Below are 19,736 nucleotides of genomic sequence, written 5' to 3'. Positions count from 1 at the left end.
GCACAAATCGTACCTCGAAGCGTTTATTTTTCATCCTTGCTTCTTATCATCATTAATATGCCTTCAGTAAACGAAAAAGTACCAAAATGATGGATGAGTTCATTACTTACGCATAATGTTGAGCCGAGTGGTATATCGTGCGCATTAAGCGGATATTTAAATCCGCGAAGCGTTAAAGCGCGAATCGGGGTCATTGGGATAAAGGAAATATACGAATAATTCCCCTCGTTTTTAACCGTATGTTCGCCGCTTCGATAAAGCGTAACGACGTTTTGGCGATCAATTAATTCAATTTGTCCATCTTTTCCTTTAAACAAAAGCTGTACGTTCCCGAATAAATGGTCAAGTCGTCCGCCGGTCACCCCAAACAAACGAATTTTCGTTGCCTTTTGTTCCAGCGCCCAATCGAGCGCAATGTCTGTGTCGGTTTGATCTTTTTCCGCTGGCCATATGTCGATGTGAGGTAATTTGTTTTTCAATTGTTGTAACTCTTGTTCATCAATTGAGTCAAAATCGCCAAATGCTCGCTTTGGCATGATTCCCGCATCAAGCAACGCTAAAACGCCGCGATCTACTCCTACCCAACATACATCTTCTCCGTCATAAGCTTGTAAATGTGGCAAAAGATTGGTCGGTCCGCCTGCTACAAGATGAATAATCAATGGGCTCACCTCCTAAGAAAGAAGGATGTGTCAAGATGACACACCCTCACGAATAGCGCGAATCGCTTTAGCACGATCGGCTTGATTATAAATGGCTGATCCAGCAACGAGCACGTTCGCACCGGCTTCGACGCAAAGCTTTGCCGTTTCTGCGTGAATGCCGCCGTCGACTTCGATTTCAACAGAAACCCCTCGTTCACGAACGAGTGTTGAGAATGCGTGAATTTTTGGAAGCACTGCCGGAATAAACGATTGTCCGCCAAAACCAGGGTTGACCGTCATAAATAAAACGAGGTCGAGGTCTTCAATCACATGTTCAATCATCGAAATCGGCGTATGCGGATTTAACGCTACTCCTGCTTTCACACCATGTTCTTTAATAAGATGGATCGTGCGATGTAAATGCGGACACGCTTCAACATGTACCGTCAAATAATCTGCTCCTGCTTTTGCAAATGTCGGGATATAACGATCGGGTTGTTCAATCATTAAATGAACGTCAAGCGGCAATGTCGTCACAGGACGAATCGCCTCGACGATGAGCGGTCCGATGGTGATATTTGGGACGAAATGCCCGTCCATGACATCAACATGAATATAATCCGCTCCCCCGCGCTCTACGTCGATAATTTCTTCGCCAAGTTTAGCAAAATTGGCAGATAAAATGGATGGTGCAATTTTAACCATGTTTAATACCTCGGCTTTCGTTCTTTTATTTCCTCGATAAAGCTTACGTAATGTTCATAACGATAAGAAGGAATGTCCCCCGACGCTAACGCCTCTTTCACCGCACATTTCGGCTCAGCTGTATGCGTACAACCACGGAATTTACAATCGGCACTTCTAGCTACAAACTCCGGAAAACAAAGCGGCAATTGTTCGAGTTCTATCTCATCGAATTCTAGCGCACTAAATCCTGGTGTATCTGCGACAAAGCCGCCTCCGATTTCAATGAACTCGACATGTCTTGTCGTATGTTTTCCACGTCCAAGGTGATGGGAAATGTCGCCTGTTTTTAGCTGTAAGCCTGGACGTAACGCATTGAGTAAAGACGATTTTCCGACACCAGATTGCCCAGCAAATACGGACACTTTTCCTTCCAAGTAAGGCAATAACACGTCAACTCCTGCACGCGTCTTGACAGATACTTCTAACACGTCATATCCAATTTGACGGTAGTCGCGAATATATTGTTCGATGCGCGGCTTCGTTTCATCGTCGACTAAATCCATTTTGCTGACGACGATAATCGGACGAATGTTTTTTGCTTCAATGAGTACGAGAAAGCGGTCAAGTAATCCTGGGCTAAAATCCGGCTCGACGGCTGAAAACACTAAAATCGCTTGATCAATATTCGCGATCGGCGGGCGAACAAGTTCATTTTTCCGCTCAAACACGTCTAATATGTAACCTTCTCGTTCATTTTCCGCTTGAAAGGAAACGTAATCGCCAACAAGTGGCGTCACCTTTCGCTTGCGAAACACCCCACGACCACGACATTGATACACTTGCCCGTCACTTAACACGTAATAAAAGCCGCTTAACGCTTTAATAATTTTTCCTTCCGCCATGGCTTCCCTCCTTCTACGGTGTTGTTGGATATGGAACAATGCCTTCGCGCACCGTCGTGCCATTAACGACGACGCGATATTTTCCTTGTTTTCCTTGTTGAATAACAAATTCGACACGTTCTTTCACGTCATTTGTTAAACGATATCGCTTGTACGGTTGAGCGAACGAATGATTTTCGTCTTCAATATATAATTCTGCCATGACTGGTTCGTTCACATCAACAGGCGGTTCATACGGAATGTCGATGTCTTGAATTACTTTCTTTGTTTGTACCGGCTCTTTTCCGAGGGAAATGACGACCGTAACGGTTGCTCCTTTTTCTAGTTTTGCATTCGCTTGTGGCGTTTGAGAAATAACGAGCCCTTTTTCGACCGTATCGGAATATCGTTGTTTGACGATGACATACAATTGTTGATCTGCCGCGTAGTCACGTACGCTCTTTTCCGTATATCCTGTTAAATCTTTTAAAATGATTTTTTCGCGTCCAAGGCTTACCGTAAAACGCACTTCTGTTTCTTCTGGTACAACTTTTTCACCCGGAAGCGGAAATTGTTCAATAATCGTCCCTGCTGGCTCATCACTATATACTTCTTTTTTATCGATAAGCAAATATTTTTCTGAACGCAATTGCGGTTCGACATCAGCAATTTGTTCACCCACATAATTTTTGAACGCGACTTTTTTCTTTCCGATACTTTTATAAATGGTGACAGCCGTTCCTGCTTTCACGACTTTTCCAGCTTGTGGATTCGTGCGGATAACAAATCCTTCGGCGATGTCATCATGTTCTTGTTCGATCGTTTCTTCGATTTTTAAACCTAATGATGTCAGTTCCGCGATCGCATCATCATAATGTTTGTTCGTCACATCCGGTACAGTGACATCTTTCGGGAAAAATAAATCAGGAAGCCATGTGACCGCACTCACTCCAGCCCCGATGAACAACAAAAGAAACAGCGCCCATAAAGCGATCCATTTTTTTGACCTTTTTTCTTTTGGAGCGGGCACGTTTTCCCTTTTTTCTAGCGATGGAGCAGGTGATTTAATAATCGGCACTACTTTTGTTTCCTCATCATCGTCTTCGATAGGGAGCGTGAATTTTGCTTCGTTTATACGTTCAGGTGAAAGAGCGGTACGAATATGTTGTCGCATATCTAACGCGCTATTGTAGCGATGCAACGGATTTTTCGCCGTTGCTTTTAGCACAATGTTTTCTACGCTTTGTGGAATATTCGGATTCCATCGTCGTACAGATGGCGTCTCCGTTTGCAAATGTTTTAACACAATCGCGACAGCCGATTCACCTGAAAAAGGTAGTTGACCGGTCAATAGTTCAAACATGACGATACCAAGTGAATAAATATCCGACTTTTCCGTTGCCATTCCGCCTTTTGCTTGTTCCGGTGATAAATAATGAACCGATCCTAACACCGAGTTCGTTTGTGTAATCGTTGTTGAACTTAACGCGACAGCGATACCGAAATCTGTAATTTTCAATGTTCCGTCTTCTGCCACTAAAATATTTTGCGGCTTAATATCACGATGAATAACACCGTTTTGATGCGCGTGAGCAATTGCTCCTGTTAGTTGATCCATCATGCGTAGCGCCTCTTGCACAGGAAGCGGGGCATGTTGTTGAATATATTGTTTTAACGTACAGCCGCGCACATATTCCATGACCATATAATAAATGCCGTCATCTTCCCCAACATCGTAAATCGTGACAATATTTTCATGATTTAAACTTGTTGCGGCTTGTGCTTCGCGGCGAAAACGTTTAATAAATAATTCATCGTTTACAAAATCTAAGCGTAACACTTTGACGGCAACGTCGCGATCTAAAATGATATCTCTAGCTAAATAAACGTTCGCCATTCCACCGCCGCCGATAAGTTGCAACAATTTATAGCGACCGTTTAATCGTTTGCCGATGAGCACGAGCGATCACCTACTTTCATCCACATCTACAAATTGTACGATCGCTAACGTAATATTATCTTCGCCGCCGTGCTCGTTTGCGACGTTGATAAGCGCTTGCGCTTTTTCCTCAAGCGAACGGTCGGACGTTAATACGTCGATCATCGTCTGTTCCGTCACTTTATTAGAAAGCCCATCAGAACAAAGGAGCAACATATCTCCTTCGTCGATCGTAACCGTTTTGACATCTAACTGAATCGTCTGTTCCGTTCCGAGCGCACGCAATAGTACATGTTTACGTGGATGGTATTCCGCATCTTCTTTTGATAGTTGTCCACTTTTCACTAATTCATTCACAAGGGAATGGTCTTCGGTCATTTGTTGAAATCCGTTTGCGTTCAATAAATAACAACGGCTATCACCGATGTGTCCAATTGTCGCAAACTGATTTGTACAAATAGCAGCAACAACGGTCGTACCCATTCCTTGACAATGCTCGTTCGTTTGCGAATGATGAAAAAGCGATTCGTTTACTTTCATAACATGTTCTTTTAACCACATTTCTGCCTGTTGCGGCGAGGTCATTTCGCCTGTTTCTTCCCAAAATTGTTTTAGTTGCGTCATCGTCATTTCACTCGCCACGTCGCCAGCGAGATGCCCCCCCATCCCGTCAGCGACAACAGCTAAATAATTGCCCGCTTGATTAATAAAAACTCCACCATTATCTTCATTATGTGACCGAATTTTCCCGACATCCGTTTGAAACACCGCCTTCATACACGCACGACACTCACAAGAGTATCGCTTCCTCCCTTCATATAGGTGTTGCTACATCTTACGCTTTCGTCTCCTCTTTTCGTTCTTTTGCGCGCAGCTGTCCGCATGCAGCATCAATATCGTGTCCTTGCTCGCGACGAATCGTAACATTAATGCCATGTTTTTTTAACGTTTTCTCAAACGCAAAAATTTGTTCACGCGGTGTACGAACGTAGTTGCGTTCAGGTACGTAGTTGACTGGAATTAAATTGACATGGCATTTCAATCCTTTAATGAGCTCCGCAAGCTCTTCTGCATGTTCAATTTGATCGTTTACACCGCCAAATAAACCGTATTCAAATGTGACGCGTCGTCCCGTTTTTTCAATGTAGTAGCGCACCGCTTCCATGAGTTCTGGCAATTTATAAGCTCGATTAATCGGCATTAGTTTTGAGCGCAATTCTGTATTTGGCGCATGAAGCGAAATCGCAAAATTAATTTGCATATTTTCATCGGCAAATTTGTAAATTTTTGGGATGATACCACTTGTCGATACAGTAATATGACGCGCGCCGATATGCAACCCTTTTGGGTGGTTGACGATTTTTAAAAACTTGATTAGCTCATCATAGTTATCGAACGGTTCGCCTATTCCCATTACAACGATGCTGCTTACACGTTCATTCGTTTCATCGAGCGCCTTTTGCACTTTGACAACTTGGGCGACAATTTCACCCGCTTGCAAATTGCGCTTTAATCCGCCTAATGTCGAAGCGCAAAACGTACACCCAATGCGACAGCCGACTTGGGTCGTGACACAAATTGAATTTCCGTAATCATGGCGCATAAGCACCGTTTCAATCGAATAACCGTCATGAAGCTCAAATAAAAATTTCATCGTTCCGTCTTTTGATGTTTGCTGTACGAGCGTTTTTAACGTTGTAATGACAAAATGTTCAGCTAACCGCTCGCGCAATGCTTTCGGAATATTCGTCATGTCTTCAAATGACGTCACCCGTTTTTTATATAGCCATTCAAAAATTTGTGTGGCGCGAAACGGCTTTTCCCCTTGCTGTTCCACCCAACTTTGTAAATCTTCTAAACGCATTGAGTAAATGGATGGTTTCATATGATGTCACCTTTCTTTTTCAATGTTGCGATAAAAAATCCGTCGCTATATACGTGATGAGGAAGCAATTGCAACATGCCGCGATCTACATATGACGCAACAGACGATGGTAGACGCGAAGCAAGTGTTTCGTCGCGATCATATTCGGGATGTTCAGCTAAAAACTGGGCGATGACTTGTTCATTTTCTTCGCGATCAACGGTACATGTGCTATATACAAGCGTTCCGCCACGCTTTAAAAGCGGGGCAACCGATCGTAAAATATTGAGTTGAACGTCCGCAAGTTGTGTAATATCTTTTTCATTTTTCGCATATTTAATTTCCGGTTTGCGACGAATGACACCAAGCCCTGAACACGGGGCATCAACTAATATGCGATCGAACGTTTCAGTGGCAAATTGCGTATGCGCTTGACGGCTATCGAGCTGTTTCGCTTCTATATTCGACAAGCCGAGTCGCTTCGCCTGCTGTTCAATCAGTTTTACTTTATGATCGTGAATATCTAACGCGACAACGCGCCCGCGATTGTTCATGCGCTCTGCGATATGCGTCGTTTTTCCGCCTGGAGCCGCACAACAGTCTAACACGACATCTGTTTCGTTTGGAGAAAGGGCATAAGCGACAAGCATCGAACTTTCATCTTGAATCGTTATAAGCCCTTCGCGAAACACGCTCGTTTTAGCGGCATTTCCTTTTGTTATTTTAATGCCAATCGGAACGATGGAAGAAGGGATAGCTTCTATTCCCTCTTCTTTTAGGCGATCGATAACTTCTTCAACGGTTACGCGCATCACGTTTACTCGCGCTGTTTGTTCTGGTGGGAAGTTGTTTACTTCGCACATCCGTTTCGTTTCATCGAAGCCAAACTGTTCGATCCATCGGCGCACAAGCCATACGGGATGACTTGTCGCGATGGCTAACCGTTCGCTCTCATCTTTTATGTCGTCCAAGGAGCGCAATCCTTGCCGTTGAACAGAACGTAATATGCCGTTGACGAGCGAAGCGATGCCACGATGACCACGATGCTTGGCAATTTCGACTGCTTCAAATAACACCGCCCGATCAGGGATTCGATCTAAATATACCATTTGATAAAGCGACATGCGAAGTAGTAGGTGCACCCACGGCTCGATTTTTCCTTTGATAAACGGCTGTAAATAGTAATCAAGCGTATCGCGTCGCTGAATCGTGCCGTATACTAATTCTGTTAAAAGGGCAACGTCTTGGGCGGATAATTCGTTCGTTTCGATCACATGATGTAATGATAAATTGCTATATGCTCGTTTTTTTTCAATATCGATTAGCACATCTAATGCTACATTTCGCACGTTACTCATTCGTTCCTCCTAATACTGTCCCGATGGAAATCGTCGTGCCGCGCAAAAAGTCAGTTGCGCTCATTTTCCGTTTCCCAGCTGGTTGTAGTTCCGTAATTTTAATTGCCGTTTCATTCCCTGTCGCAACGATGATGCCATCTTGTTCAACGGCGACAATGGTACCAGGTTTCGCTTGTGAAGAAGCGGGTACTTTTTCTCCCCACCAAATTTTCCACCGTTCCTCACCATACATCGTATAGGCAACAGGCCACGGATTCATGCCGCGAATATGGTTGTAAATGTCTTCTCCTGTTTTTGTCCAATCGATTCGCTCTTGTTCTGGTTTAATGTTGTACGCAAACGTCGCTTGTTCATCATTTTGTTTGATTGGTGTAATGTCGCCTCGAAGCAGTTTTGGGAGCGTCTCAGAAAGTAGTCGTGCTCCTGCTTGGCTTAGTTTGTCGTGCAATGTTCCGACGGTATCGCGCTCATCGATTGGCACTTCCACTTGCGTTAATATATCGCCTGCATCTAGTTTTTCAACCATATACATAATGGTAATACCTGTTTTTTCTTTTCCTTGTAAAATGGCGTAATGAATCGGTGCCCCTCCACGCAACTCAGGCAAAAGCGAGGCATGCACGTTAATACAACCGTACGTTGGTGCGTCAAGAAGCGGTTTCGGTAAAATTTGTCCGAATGCAGCGGTCACAATTAAATCAGGCTGTAGAGCGATGACGTGCTCGTATTGTTCTTTCTCGCGAATTTTCGTTGGTTGAAATACCGGAATGCCGTACGATTCCGCTGCCACTTTGACAGGTGGTGGCGTCAATTGTTGTTTTCGCCCTTTCGGTTTATCTGGCTGTGTAACGACGCCAACGACGTTATATCCGTCTTTGATCAATTGTTCTAAAATCGGAACAGCAAAATCAGGTGTTCCCATAAACACAATGTTCATTGTTCGAACTCCCCTTCTTCATAATAGCGAATCACTTTTGACGTAAATAATATGCCATGTAAATGGTCAATCTCATGTTGTAAGGCACGCGCTAAAAAGCCGGTCGCTTCGATTTCAAACGGGCGACCGCGACGATTTTGCGCACGTACTTTCACGTATTGAAAACGTTTTACTTCCCCAAACAGTCCCGGAAAACTTAAACAGCCTTCGGGACCGATTTGCTCGCCGTTTTGGGCAACGATGATTGGATTAATTAATTCAATGCGCCCATGGCGATCGCCAATATCGACAATGGCAATTTGTTGATCGACACCAATTTGTGGAGCAGCTAATCCAACTCCATCGGCCGCAAGCATCGTATCGTACATATCATTTAATAACTTGATTAGCTTTCGGTCAAATACGGTGACTGGTTGACAAACCGTTTCTAAAATGGGTGCAGGATATGTCACAATCGGTAAAATGGCCAAAATGGTTCCTCCCTTATTTACATCATCATATATGGATTTAAATCGATCGTAATCGTCACATCGCCGCGCGCCATGTCGCGCTGATAATGTTCGACAATCGCGCGAAGCGCTGTCGTTAAGTTCGTTTCCCGCTTGTATTTTATCATGCATTGGTAACGATATCTATCGTTCATGCGTGCAATTGGCGAAGCAACAGGTCCTAACACGACCGCTTCAGCTGACAAATGTTTTTTCACATGTGCAGCGATTTTTTCAGCGATGCTTATTCCTTTCAGCGCATCGACATGGGATACGGTAATGAGCGTTAAATAGTAAAACGGTGGATATCCATGTTTTTTTCTGTTCATCATTTCGCGCTCATAAAATGCTTCGAAGTGATGGTCGGCTGCTAGTTGAATGCTGTAATGTTCGGGCGTATACGTTTGAATAACGACTTCTCCCGGCAAATGATGCCGCCCCGCTCGGCCACTCACTTGCGTCAACAGTTGAAACGTTTTTTCGGCCGCCCGAAAGTCAGGGACATGAAGCATCGTGTCTGCCGCTAATACGCCAACTAATGTGACGTTCGCAAAATCAAGCCCTTTCGCTATCATTTGCGTGCCGAGTAAAATGTCCGCTTTTCCGTCGCCAAACTCGTTTAACAGCCGTTCATGTGCTCCTTTTCGGCTCGTTGTATCGACATCCATGCGAATGACGCGAGCATGAGGGAGAAGTTTAGTTAATTCTTCTTCCACCTTTTGTGTTCCTGTTCCGAAAAAACGAATATGTTCGCTTTGACAAGCAGGACAATGGGCAGACATGCGCTGTTCGTATCCACAATAATGGCATTTCAGTTGCTGCTGCACGCGATGATACGTAAGCGAAATATCGCAATGTGGACATTGAATGACGTGACCGCAATCGCGACACATGACAAAAGATGAATAACCACGACGATTTAAAAACAAAACAGACTGCTCCCCTTTTTGTAGCCGCTCCGTTAATTTTTCATATAAAAGACGAGAAAACATGGAACGGTTTCCTGCGCGCAGTTCTTCACGCATATCGACAATCTCAACAGGTGGGAGCGCATGGTCATTCATTCGTTTCGTTAACGTCACTTGCTTATATACCCCTTTTTTCGCACGCGCAAACGATTCAAGTGATGGCGTAGCGCTGCCGAGCACAACCGGACAACGATGGTAACAACCGCGAAAAATAGCCACATCGCGCGCATGATAGCGAGGCGATTCTTCTTGTTTGTAGCTCGTTTCATGTTCTTCATCAATAATGATGATGCCGATGTTTTCAAACGGGGCGAAAATGGCAGAGCGAGCGCCAACGACAAGTTTCACTTCTTTTCGTTGAATTTTCCGCCATTCATCATACTTTTCTCCGAGTGATAATCCACTATGAAGAACGGCTACTTTGGAGCCGAATCGCTCTTTAAACCGTCTGACCATTTGAGGCGTAAGCGAAATTTCAGGGACGAGCACAATCGCCTCTTTCCCTTTTTTTAAAACGAGATCGATCGCTTGCATATACACTTCCGTTTTTCCGCTCCCGGTAACACCGTACATTAAAAAAACATCGTGCACGTTTTGTTCAATGGCTTGTCCGATCGCTTGTAACGCTTGATGTTGTTCATCTGTTAAGACGAATGGTTTTGTTTTTGAAAATGAGCGATTGGCGTACGGATCACGATATATTTCTTTCTCTTTCACAGCGACAAGTTGTTTTTTAATGAGCGTTTGAACAGTTGCCCATGTGCTATTTGTTTCGCTCAACAGCTGTTTTAAAGGCAAAGCTCGTGCTGTCAACAAATGTTCGAGCACTTGCTTTTGTTTCATTGCGCGCGTTGAAAGTGATGCAAGTGCATGGGTGACGTGTTCGTCATTTGCACATAATTCGACCCATTTTTCTGTTTTTATTTTTCCTTTTTCTTCAACTCGATAAACGACTTCAATATGACCTTTTGCAATTTCTTTTTGTAATAGGCGCACATATGGCGTTTGCTCAACCTCGCTCCATGGGATGGTGAGACGATCACGAAACAGCGCGCGCACGTTTTCGTGGACGAGGGGCATATGTTGTTCGATGAGTCGAATATCTTTCTCATATTTCGCTTTCATCGCCGCAGGTAACATCGCTTGAAAGGCAGATACCATAAAACAAAGTGTCGTTTCGGTTAGCCACCTCCCTAATTGAAGTAATTCCTCGTTTAATACAGGAACGACATCAAGAAGGGAATGAATTGGCTTTAGTTGCTCGATGGGCATATCGGTCGTTTCTTTTACTTCGATGACAAATCCTTGTAAAAGTCTATTGCCAAATGGCACGACGACGCGCATGCCTGGTTGTACGATATCGACAAACTTAGGCGGGATGATATAATCAAACGGGCGATCCGTTTGACTAGCTGGAATATCAACAATGACAGAAGCAATGGTCATACGCGTCCCTCGATTTCACGATGAACTTCACGTAAAATTTCTTTTGCCACTTCCGATTTTGGTAAAAGCGGAAGGCTTTTCACTGTTCCGTCTCGTTTAAACAGCGTCACAATGTTTGTATCCGTCCCAAATCCCGCCCCTTCTTGAACGACGTTATTGGCAACGATCATATCCGCATTTTTGCGTGTCAGCTTATCTTTGGCATATCGTTCAACATCGTTCGTCTCTGCCGCAAAACCGACTAAAAATTGATGTGTTTTTTGTTCACCGAGCGTTTGTAAAATGTCGATCGTTCGTTCTAAAACGACCGTATAGTCCCCTTGTTGCTTTTTTATTTTATTGTCAGCAACATATTTCGGACGATAATCCGCCACCGCTGCTGTTTTAATGACGATGTCACTATCATGGAAATGGTTCATCACTTCTTCGTACATGTGTTGCGCACTTTCAACGCGAATCATTTGTACACCCGGAGGGCTAGGAAGCGCCGTCGGACCAGAAATAAGAACGACATTCGCTCCAAAATCACGTGCGGCTTCTGCAAGTGCATAGCCCATTTTTCCGGTTGAATGATTGCTGAAAAAGCGAACAGGGTCAAGTTTTTCACGCGTTGGACCAGCGGTTACTAACACTTTTTTTCCTTTTAATATGTGATTTGTTGCAAAATGTTGTTCAAGCAACGTAACGATCGTTTCCGGTTCTTCTAATCGTCCTTTTCCAACGTAACCGCACGCAAGCATCCCTTCGGCTGGTTCAATGAAGCGATAACCGAACGACTGCAACGTGCGCATATTTTGTTGGACGGCTGGGTGTTCGTACATATGGACGTTCATCGCTGGTGCAATCCACACCGGTGCTTTTGTCGCAAGCAAAATCGTTGTCACCATATTGTCAGCTAAACCGTGCGCGAGCTTTGCGATCGTGTTTGCAGTCGCAGGGGCAACGAGTACGACATGTGCCCAATCAGCTAAATCAATGTGTGCGATGACGTGCGGCTTTTTTTCATCAAATGTATCGATGTACACCTCATTTTTTGATAACGCTTGAAACGTAAGCGGTGTGACGAATTGACAAGCAGCTTCCGTCATAACGACTTTGACGTTCGCCCCCGCTTGCACAAGTTTGCTTGTGAGCGCTGCAGCTTTATATACAGCAATGCCACCTGTAACACATAATAAAATGTTTTTTTGCTGAAGCATCAGCGTTGCCCCTTTCGTTTTGATATTTGTAAAAAAATAACAACCTAAAACTAGGTTGTCGTAAGTAGGTTATTGCGTTGCTTCTTCTTCGCTAACGACTTCAATATGACCCGCCGCAATTTCTTCTAACGCTTTGCCGACAAATTTTTTCGACACAGGTTTTTCGATTGTTAAATCGTTTTTGACTTGCAATTGACGGGCGCGTTTCGCCGCCACGGTCACAAGCGTATATTTTGAATCTAATTTTGTCATAAGTAAATCAATGGAAGGGTACAACATATTACTCAACCTCCAACATCTTTTTGTATCGTTGTGCGACGCGTTCGCGTCGGCAATGCTCTGCCATCACAATCGCTCTAATGCGTTCACACGCAAGCTCGACTTGGTCGTTTTCGACGACGTAATCGTACGCATCCATCATTTCTAGTTCTTCTTTTGCCGCCTTTAACCGATCGCGAATGAGTTCTTCCGATTCAGTTCCGCGCATTTCGATTCGTTTTCGCAATTCGCTTAAACTTGGCGGGGCTAAGAAAATAAAGAGCGCCTCTGGGAACACTTTGCGAACTTGCATCGCTCCTTGCACTTCAATTTCTAAAAAGACGTCTTTTCCTTCTTGCAACGTTTTTTCCACGTACGCAATTGGCGTGCCGTAATAATTGCCAACATATTCTGCCCATTCTAGCAACTCATTGTTGCGAATCATGTGTTCAAACTGTTCGCGCGTTTTGAAAAAGTAATCGACACCGTCCACTTCGCCTTCGCGCGGCTGGCGCGTTGTGACAGAAATGGAATATTGCAATTGAATATCTGGCTGCGAAAATAACGCTTTTCGTACCGTTCCTTTCCCGACACCGGACGGCCCTGATAAAACGATTAATAAACCTCGCTCTTTCATGTTGATCCCTACCCTTCTGTAATAAACAAACTACTCCACATTTTGCACTTGTTCTTTAATTTTTTCAAGGGCGCTTTTCATGTTAACAACTTCCGAAGCAATGTGGCTATCGTTTGCTTTAGCACCGATCGTATTCGTTTCGCGATGGAGCTCTTGAACGAGAAAGTCGAGCTTTCGTCCGACAGATCCTCCTTCGGAAACGATGCGACGGAATTGCTCGATATGGCTATATATGCGTTTTAATTCTTCATTAATGTCGACTTTTTCTGCAAATAAAGCGACTTCTGTTAATAGCCGTTGTTCGTCGACGATACCTTGTACAAACTCGTGCACTCGCTTATGTATGCGATCGCGGTAAGAGGCAACGACCGTTGGCGCAAGTTGTTCAATGCGACGTGCACTTTTTTCAATCGTCTCCAGTTGCGTCAGCATATCTGCTAATAGCGCTTTTCCTTCTTGTTCGCGCATATATTTTAGTTGCTCAACCGCTTCTTTTGTCGCTTCTAAAAGTAAAGAAAGAAGCGCATCGTTCTGCACAGGCTGTTCTGTCATTTCAACCGCATCGGATAGCATGTGCACAACATCCCGAAGCGATATATCATCAGCAAAATGAAATCGACTGCGCATCTCATGCAGCATGCGATAATACGCATCGACAAGCTGCCAGTCAACGTGTAGCGTTCGTTCAACGAGCTGTTCTCCTTCAATCGTCACAAACACCTCAACACGTCCACGTGCAATATGTTCAGTAATCGCTCTTTTTATTTTATCTTCAAACATCATCCACTGTCTAGGCATGCGGATCGAAATTTCACAAAAACGGTGATTAACAGATTTCATTTCCACCGTAACGCGTACGTTTTCGCCTTCTTTTTTCCCTCGACCAAATCCTGTCATACTCATGATCATGTTCTCACATCCATTGCTACGTTGTCGACAATAAAAGAAGGTAATAGATTCGCTCCATTACCCTCTTTCATTATAACATATATCACTATATAGCGAAAACATTTCATGAACGGCGACGCGCAAATAGCGAACCTGCCAGTAAAAACGTCGGAATAGCCGATAAGCCGACAATTAACAACCAATCTGCAAGCGGAAGCGAAACGGTATGGAAAATTGGTTGTAGCGGCGGATAATAAATGACAACAAGTAACAGTAGAAGCGATGACAAAACCGCAAGCACTAAATACATATTTTCAAACGGATTGCGGTCAAACACCGATCGTTCGCTTCGACAATCAAAAACGTGAATGAGTTGAGCGAGCACGAGCGTTGCGAAGGCGACCGTCTGCGCATACGTCAAGTTTTCTGGGTGACGCGTATGCACGACAAGAAAAGCAAGAAGTGTCACGATGCCGATTAAAAACCCGCGGCTAACAATTTTCCAACCGAGCCCGCGCGCAAAGACGCCTTCTTTCGGATGGCGTGGGGGCCGTCTCATGACGTTTTCTTCTGCAGGGTCTAATCCGAGTGCCATGGCAGGCAATCCATCTGTCACAAGATTGACCCATAAAATTTGAATCGGTACAAGCGGGAGTGGCAGAGCTAAAATCATCGCAAATAACATGACTAAAATTTCTCCGACGTTTGATGCAAGCAAATAGCGAATAAATTTGCGAATGTTTTCGTAAATGTTTCGCCCTTCTTCAATGGCAGCTTTAATGGTCGCAAAGTTATCGTCTAACAAAACGAGGGAAGCCGCTTCTTTTGAGACGTCCGTTCCTGTGATCCCCATCGCAATGCCAATGTTTGCTGTTTTAATAGCCGGGGCATCGTTGACGCCATCGCCTGTCATTGCGACAATATGCCCTCGTTTTTGCAACGCTTGTACGATTTTTAGTTTATGTTCTGGCGATACGCGCGCAAAAACATACACATCCTCTACAACGTCTTCTAACTCATCGACAGTGAGTTGCGATAACGTCTTTCCGTCCATTACTTTTCCGTTTGGCGGCAACATGTGAAGCTGCTGGGCGATCGCTTTTGCTGTTAATACGTGATCTCCTGTAATCATCACCGTTTTAATGCCTGCTTTTTTACATTCGGCTATCGCTTGTTTCACTTCTTTTCGCGGTGGGTCGATCATCCCTTGTAAACCGATGAACGTTAAGTCGCTTTCTGCTTTCGTTTCATCGTTGATCGCTTCGGCGAATGAAAGCGGACGATACGCGATCGCAATCGTTCGAAGCGCCTGTGAGGCGAGCATATTGACCGTTTGTTGTACCGTTTTTCGTTCTTGGTCGCGAAGCGGTTTGGCTTGACCGTTCATGTATAGGAAACGGCATCGTTCGAGCAACATATCTGGTGCTCCTTTTGTCACGATAAAGCGCCGATTCGAACGATCTTTCACGATGACGGTCATCATTTTGCGCGTCGAATCAAACGGAAATTCATGTTCAATCGTAAACTCATTAGCGATTTTGTCTTTCGTCCATCCTGCTTTCGCCGCAGCTACAACGAGTGCCCCTTCGGTCGGGTCACCATCAATCATATACGTTTTCCCTTTTTTCTTCAGCTCAGCATGATTGCACAACGCCCCGAACAGTAACAGTTGTTGCAACGATGTGTCTATTTTTTCTTGTTTACCGTTTAACAAAAACGTTCCTTTTGGTTCATAGCCCGTCCCGCTTACTGTCCATAAGCGATGATTCACCCATACGTGTGTGACGGTCATTTGATTTTCTGTCATCGTTCCTGTTTTATCAGAACAAATGACGGACGCGCACCCGAGCGTTTCAACGGCCGGAAGTTTGCGCACGATGGCGTTTCGTTTCATCATTCGCTGCACACCGAGCGCTAATACGACAGTGACAATAGCTGGTAATCCTTCAGGAATCGCCGCAACCGCAAGCGACACGCCTGCCAAAAACATGTCATACAGTTCATGTCCTTGCCATACACCAAGCACGACAACGAGCGCTGTGAGCGCTAAAGCGATGACAATTAAAATTTTGCCGAGCTGTTCAAGCTTTCGCTGCAACGGTGTTGTCATCGTTGGTGCAGACTGCAATAAATGGGCGATTTGTCCCATCGCTGTATTCATCCCTGTCGCTACGACAATACCTGCACCGCTTCCTTTCGTCACGAGCGTGCCCATAAACGCCATATTCGTCCGATCACCTAACGAAACGTCTTGGGGAAGTGGCGCTGTTTGTTTTTCAACCGGAAGCGACTCCCCTGTCAAAGACGATTCTTCAATATATAGTCCCTTCGCTTCAATAAGGCGTACGTCAGCCCCGATACGATCGCCGCTTGCGAATTTCACAATATCACCAACGACAAGGTCGGCAGACGGTACTTTCATCCATTCACCGTCACGTAAAACGAGCGATTCTGGGGCGGATAGTTTTTTTAACGCCTCAAGCGACTTTTCCGCTCGCCGCTCTTGTATAAATCCTAGGCATGCATTAATGATCACAATCGCTACGATGGCGATCGCATCGATGTATTCCCCTAATACGGCAGAAATCGCCGTTGCCGCCAATAAAACGAGCACCATAAAGTCTTGAAACTGCCCGATAAATTGTTTGAACGCAGACGGCTTTTTTTCTTCTGACAGCTCATTTTTTCCAAATTGTTTTAATCGTTTTTTCGCTTCTTTTTCCGTTAATCCGAAACCGATTGTTGTGTTTACTTGTTGTTCGACTTGTTCAACACGCAGTCCGTGCCAGCTCATTTCTTTCCCCCTTCCGCTTATCTTATCTATGACAGCTTATTCAGGCATGTACAAAAAAATGATATGGTATAATCAAAAGAAAAAAGAGAAAGGTGTTTTTTTATGTCGTTTGACGGAGTATTTACATATGCGATGACAAAAGAATTACAGCGCACGCTTGTCGGGGGGCGCATTTCAAAAATTTATCAACCCTCTTCATATGAATTAGTATTTCATGTTCGCTCGCACGGACGTAACTATAAATTGTTATTATGTGCACATCCGACTTACGCCCGTATTCATTTAACAAATGAGACGTACGATAACCCGTCTGAACCACCGATGTTTTGCATGCTTTTGCGCAAACATATGGAAGGGGGCATCATCGAGGCGATTACGCAAGTCGATTTTGATCGCATCATCATCATTCACGTGAAAGCAAGAAATGAGCTTGGTGATGTATGTACGAAGCAACTCATTATTGAAATGATGGGCCGCCACAGCAACATCATTCTCGTCGATGAACAGACGAATACAATTATCGATAGCGTCAAACATCTCTCGCCTGCTGTGAACCGCTATCGAACGGTGCTGCCGGGGGCGCCTTACATTTCGCCGCCATCACACGACAAACTGAATCCGCTTGATGCGACGGAAGAAACGGTGTTAAAAAAAATCGATTTTCTCGCTGGAAAATTAGCCGATCAACTCGTGGCGACATTTATGGGCATTTCTCCGCTGTTTGCTCGCGAAGCTGTTCATCGGGCAGGGCTTGCCAATCGGACGACGCTACCGAAAAGTTTTATATCGCTTATCGAAAACGTACGAAACGGAAATTTTACTCCGTGTATATATACGACAGGGGAAAAAGAAATATTTTACGCGTTGCCACTCACTCATATTGAAGGCGAAATGAAACCGTTTGACACATTAAGCGAGATGCTTGACCGTTTTTATTTCGGCAAGGCCGAACGCGACCGTGTCAAACAACAAGCGCACGATTTAGAGCGATTTGTCGCGAATGAAAAAGCGAAAAATGAGAAAAAGCTCATGAAGTTACAACAAACGTTAGAAGAAGCAAAACAAGCGGAGCGATATCGGCTGTACGGCGAATTGTTGACGGCAAATCTTTACGCGGTTGAACGCGGAATGAAAGAAGTGGAAGTTGTTAACTATTACGACGAAAATGGTGCAACGGTCACGATTCCACTTGATGAACAAAAAACGCCATCGGAAAACGCGCAAAGCTATTTTCAAAAGTATCAAAAAGCGAAAAACTCGCTTGCGATCGTCCAAGAGCAAATCGAACGCACAAAAGAAGAAATCGTCTACTTCGAAACGCTTTTACAACAGCTCGAAACCGCCTCACCAAAAGACATTGACGATATTCGCGACGAATTAATCGAACAAGGCTATTTGCGCGCCAAGGCGACAAAACAGAAAAAACAAAAGCCGCGCACGATTGACCTTGAACGCTACATCTCAAGCGACGGCACGGAAATTTTCGTCGGCAAAAACAATAAACAAAACGACTATTTAACGAACAAATTCGCAAGCAAAGACGACATTTGGCTTCATACGAAAGACATCCCTGGCTCCCACGTCGTCATTAAAAGCAAGCAACCATCCGAACAAACGATCATCGAAGCTGCCCATTTAGCCGCCTACTTTAGTAAAGCGCGCCACTCCAGCTCCGTTCCGGTCGACTACACACGCGTCCGCTACGTTAAAAAACCGAGCGGTGCCAAACCTGGTTTCGTCATTTACGAAAACCAACAGACGATTTACGTCACGCCGGATGAGGAGTTGGTCGTGAGGATGAAAAAACCCGTCTAAGCAGGCGGGTTTTTCGCACTTATCAAAATATTTTGTCGTTTTTTTATTCTCTCTTTTCGTCGAATCATGATATAATGGGAGCGAAAAAAAGGAGGTGAGCATGATGGAACAGTTGTTGCAACGCATTTTTGATGAGCTGGCATATTTGCGTGCGAATATGGCAACGAAAGAAGACGTCGCTATGTTGAAAGATGACATTCGCGTATTAGAAAACCGCGTGAGTCATATCGAACAGACGATGGCGACAAAAGACGATATTGCAAGCATCGAGCAGCGTATGGCGACAAAAGACGATATCGCAAGTATCGAGCAGCGTATGGCGACAAAAGACGATGTCGCAAGCATCGAGCAGCGTATGGCGACAAAAGACGATATCGCAAGCATCGAACAGACGATGGCGACAAAAGACGATGTCGCAAGCATCGAGCAGCGTATGGCGACAAAAGACGATGTCGCAAGCATCGAGCAGCGTATGGCGACAAAAGACGATATCGCAAGCATCGAGCAGCGTATGGCGACAAAAGACGATGTCGCAAGTATCGAGCAGCGTATGGCGACAAAAGAGGATGTTGTATCTCTGCAAAGCGGTATGCGTGAGCTTGAACATCGGGTGGAGCGAATTGAACAGACAATGGCCACAAAAGACGATGTGGCGCTCGTGCCAGCAATTCGGGAAATGGTTGGACAATTAATGGAACGAATGACTGTTGTTGAGTTGCATGTGCAAGAAATTCCTGCTATGAAACAGCAAATTGAACAATTGTCGCAACAAATGGAAGAAGGATTTGAAAAAATGGCGCATCAAGAAACGATTCTACAAGCATTATCACTCCGTTCGATTCAACAAGCAAACGATATCCACTATTTAAAAACAAACGTCATTCCCACGAAATAAATATAACATGAAAAAGGGTGTCACTCGTTGGACACCCT

The 19,736-nt window shown here is 44.5% G+C and carries 17 protein-coding genes; 2 read left to right on the top strand and 15 right to left on the bottom strand.

All coding sequences use genetic code 11. The features are described from left to right. Nucleotides 1-23: 23 nt before the first annotated feature. From ETB99_RS01780 to ETB99_RS01710, 15 genes are all read right to left on the bottom strand, one after another. The gene (locus ETB99_RS01780; protein ID WP_006323123.1) at nucleotides 24-662 is read right to left on the bottom strand and encodes a thiamine diphosphokinase; all 639 of its coding nucleotides are present in this window, start codon (nucleotides 660-662) and stop codon (nucleotides 24-26) included. A 30-nt stretch (nucleotides 663-692) separates the two neighbouring features. After that, the gene (gene rpe / locus ETB99_RS01775) at nucleotides 693-1,349 is read right to left on the bottom strand and encodes a ribulose-phosphate 3-epimerase (RefSeq protein ID WP_077429459.1); all 657 of its coding nucleotides are present in this window, start codon (nucleotides 1,347-1,349) and stop codon (nucleotides 693-695) included. 2 nt (nucleotides 1,350-1,351) lie between these two features. Then, entirely contained in the window at nucleotides 1,352-2,233 is an 882-nt protein-coding gene (gene rsgA / locus ETB99_RS01770; protein ID WP_064220613.1) for a ribosome small subunit-dependent GTPase A, read from the bottom strand. A gap of 13 nt (nucleotides 2,234-2,246) precedes the next feature. Next, nucleotides 2,247-4,172, bottom strand: coding sequence for a Stk1 family PASTA domain-containing Ser/Thr kinase (gene pknB / locus ETB99_RS01765; RefSeq protein WP_171699772.1), 1,926 nt, complete (start codon nucleotides 4,170-4,172; stop codon nucleotides 2,247-2,249). A 6-nt stretch (nucleotides 4,173-4,178) separates the two neighbouring features. Continuing rightward, on the bottom strand, nucleotides 4,179-4,928 hold the full coding sequence (locus ETB99_RS01760) for a Stp1/IreP family PP2C-type Ser/Thr phosphatase (RefSeq protein ID WP_006323129.1): 750 nt from the start codon (nucleotides 4,926-4,928) through the stop codon (nucleotides 4,179-4,181). 58 nt (nucleotides 4,929-4,986) lie between these two features. Beyond that, nucleotides 4,987-6,036 (bottom strand): dual-specificity RNA methyltransferase RlmN, encoded by a 1,050-nt coding sequence (gene rlmN, locus ETB99_RS01755; protein WP_064220615.1) that lies wholly within the window; start codon nucleotides 6,034-6,036, stop codon nucleotides 4,987-4,989. Then, complete coding sequence (gene rsmB, locus ETB99_RS01750; protein WP_171699771.1) at nucleotides 6,033-7,373, bottom strand: 16S rRNA (cytosine(967)-C(5))-methyltransferase RsmB; 1,341 nt, start codon at nucleotides 7,371-7,373, stop codon at nucleotides 6,033-6,035. The genes rlmN and rsmB overlap by 4 nt, the downstream gene beginning before the upstream one ends. Beyond that, the gene (gene fmt / locus ETB99_RS01745; RefSeq protein WP_077429464.1) at nucleotides 7,366-8,310 is read right to left on the bottom strand and encodes a methionyl-tRNA formyltransferase; all 945 of its coding nucleotides are present in this window, start codon (nucleotides 8,308-8,310) and stop codon (nucleotides 7,366-7,368) included. Before fmt ends, rsmB begins: the two co-directional genes overlap by 8 nt. Beyond that, entirely contained in the window at nucleotides 8,307-8,780 is a 474-nt protein-coding gene (def, locus tag ETB99_RS01740; protein WP_004891139.1) for a peptide deformylase, read from the bottom strand. Before def ends, fmt begins: the two co-directional genes overlap by 4 nt. A gap of 17 nt (nucleotides 8,781-8,797) precedes the next feature. Then, on the bottom strand, nucleotides 8,798-11,212 hold the full coding sequence (priA, locus tag ETB99_RS01735; RefSeq protein WP_077429465.1) for a primosomal protein N': 2,415 nt from the start codon (nucleotides 11,210-11,212) through the stop codon (nucleotides 8,798-8,800). Continuing rightward, on the bottom strand, nucleotides 11,209-12,411 hold the full coding sequence (gene coaBC, locus ETB99_RS01730; RefSeq protein WP_077429466.1) for a bifunctional phosphopantothenoylcysteine decarboxylase/phosphopantothenate--cysteine ligase CoaBC: 1,203 nt from the start codon (nucleotides 12,409-12,411) through the stop codon (nucleotides 11,209-11,211). The genes priA and coaBC overlap by 4 nt, the downstream gene beginning before the upstream one ends. Before the next feature lie 69 nt (nucleotides 12,412-12,480). Next, a complete protein-coding gene (gene rpoZ, locus ETB99_RS01725; protein ID WP_003395016.1) occupies nucleotides 12,481-12,690 on the bottom strand; it encodes a DNA-directed RNA polymerase subunit omega in 210 nt (69 codons plus the stop codon). A gap of 1 nt (nucleotide 12,691) precedes the next feature. Next, entirely contained in the window at nucleotides 12,692-13,306 is a 615-nt protein-coding gene (gene gmk / locus ETB99_RS01720; RefSeq protein WP_129000103.1) for a guanylate kinase, read from the bottom strand. 30 nt (nucleotides 13,307-13,336) lie between these two features. Continuing rightward, on the bottom strand, nucleotides 13,337-14,215 hold the full coding sequence (locus ETB99_RS01715; RefSeq protein WP_129000102.1) for a YicC/YloC family endoribonuclease: 879 nt from the start codon (nucleotides 14,213-14,215) through the stop codon (nucleotides 13,337-13,339). 103 nt (nucleotides 14,216-14,318) lie between these two features. After that, nucleotides 14,319-16,988 carry a calcium-transporting P-type ATPase, PMR1-type gene (locus ETB99_RS01710; RefSeq protein ID WP_171699770.1) on the bottom strand — a complete coding sequence of 890 codons (2,670 nt, stop codon included), beginning with the start codon at nucleotides 16,986-16,988 and terminating at the stop codon, nucleotides 14,319-14,321. Nucleotides 16,989-17,090: 102 nt separating this feature from the next. Here ETB99_RS01710 and ETB99_RS01705 point away from each other — a divergent pair, with 102 nt between their 5' ends. Next, complete coding sequence (locus tag ETB99_RS01705) at nucleotides 17,091-18,803, top strand: Rqc2 family fibronectin-binding protein (protein WP_171699769.1); 1,713 nt, start codon at nucleotides 17,091-17,093, stop codon at nucleotides 18,801-18,803. A gap of 103 nt (nucleotides 18,804-18,906) precedes the next feature. Continuing rightward, nucleotides 18,907-19,698, top strand: a complete 792-nt coding sequence (locus tag ETB99_RS01700) for a hypothetical protein (protein ID WP_171699768.1) — start codon at nucleotides 18,907-18,909, stop codon at nucleotides 19,696-19,698. The last annotated feature ends 38 nt before the right edge of the window (nucleotides 19,699-19,736 follow it).

Origin of the sequence: Anoxybacillus sp. CHMUD (assembly GCF_013096965.1) — a bacterium.
GTDB lineage: Bacteria > Bacillota > Bacilli > Bacillales > Anoxybacillaceae > Anoxybacillus > Anoxybacillus kestanbolensis_A.
This window is presented reverse-complemented; position numbering and strand designations above follow the sequence as displayed.

Coding starts and splice junctions, on each gene's coding strand:
- rsmB (WP_171699771.1), bottom strand. CDS start 7,373: ATGAGTAACGTGCGAAATGTAGCATTAGATGTGCTAATCGATATTGAA.
- rpe (WP_077429459.1), bottom strand. CDS start 1,349: ATGGTTAAAATTGCACCATCCATTTTATCTGCCAATTTTGCTAAACTT.
- ETB99_RS01715 (WP_129000102.1), bottom strand. CDS start 14,215: ATGATCATGAGTATGACAGGATTTGGTCGAGGGAAAAAAGAAGGCGAA.
- fmt (WP_077429464.1), bottom strand. CDS start 8,310: ATGAACATTGTGTTTATGGGAACACCTGATTTTGCTGTTCCGATTTTA.
- rlmN (WP_064220615.1), bottom strand. CDS start 6,036: ATGAAACCATCCATTTACTCAATGCGTTTAGAAGATTTACAAAGTTGG.
- coaBC (WP_077429466.1), bottom strand. CDS start 12,411: ATGCTTCAGCAAAAAAACATTTTATTATGTGTTACAGGTGGCATTGCT.
- rsgA (WP_064220613.1), bottom strand. CDS start 2,233: ATGGCGGAAGGAAAAATTATTAAAGCGTTAAGCGGCTTTTATTACGTG.
- ETB99_RS01710 (WP_171699770.1), bottom strand. CDS start 16,988: ATGAGCTGGCACGGACTGCGTGTTGAACAAGTCGAACAACAAGTAAAC.
- ETB99_RS01705 (WP_171699769.1), top strand. CDS start 17,091: ATGTCGTTTGACGGAGTATTTACATATGCGATGACAAAAGAATTACAG.
- priA (WP_077429465.1), bottom strand. CDS start 11,212: ATGACCATTGCTTCTGTCATTGTTGATATTCCAGCTAGTCAAACGGAT.
- ETB99_RS01700 (WP_171699768.1), top strand. CDS start 18,907: ATGGAACAGTTGTTGCAACGCATTTTTGATGAGCTGGCATATTTGCGT.
- gmk (WP_129000103.1), bottom strand. CDS start 13,306: ATGAAAGAGCGAGGTTTATTAATCGTTTTATCAGGGCCGTCCGGTGTC.
- ETB99_RS01760 (WP_006323129.1), bottom strand. CDS start 4,928: ATGAAGGCGGTGTTTCAAACGGATGTCGGGAAAATTCGGTCACATAAT.
- rpoZ (WP_003395016.1), bottom strand. CDS start 12,690: ATGTTGTACCCTTCCATTGATTTACTTATGACAAAATTAGATTCAAAA.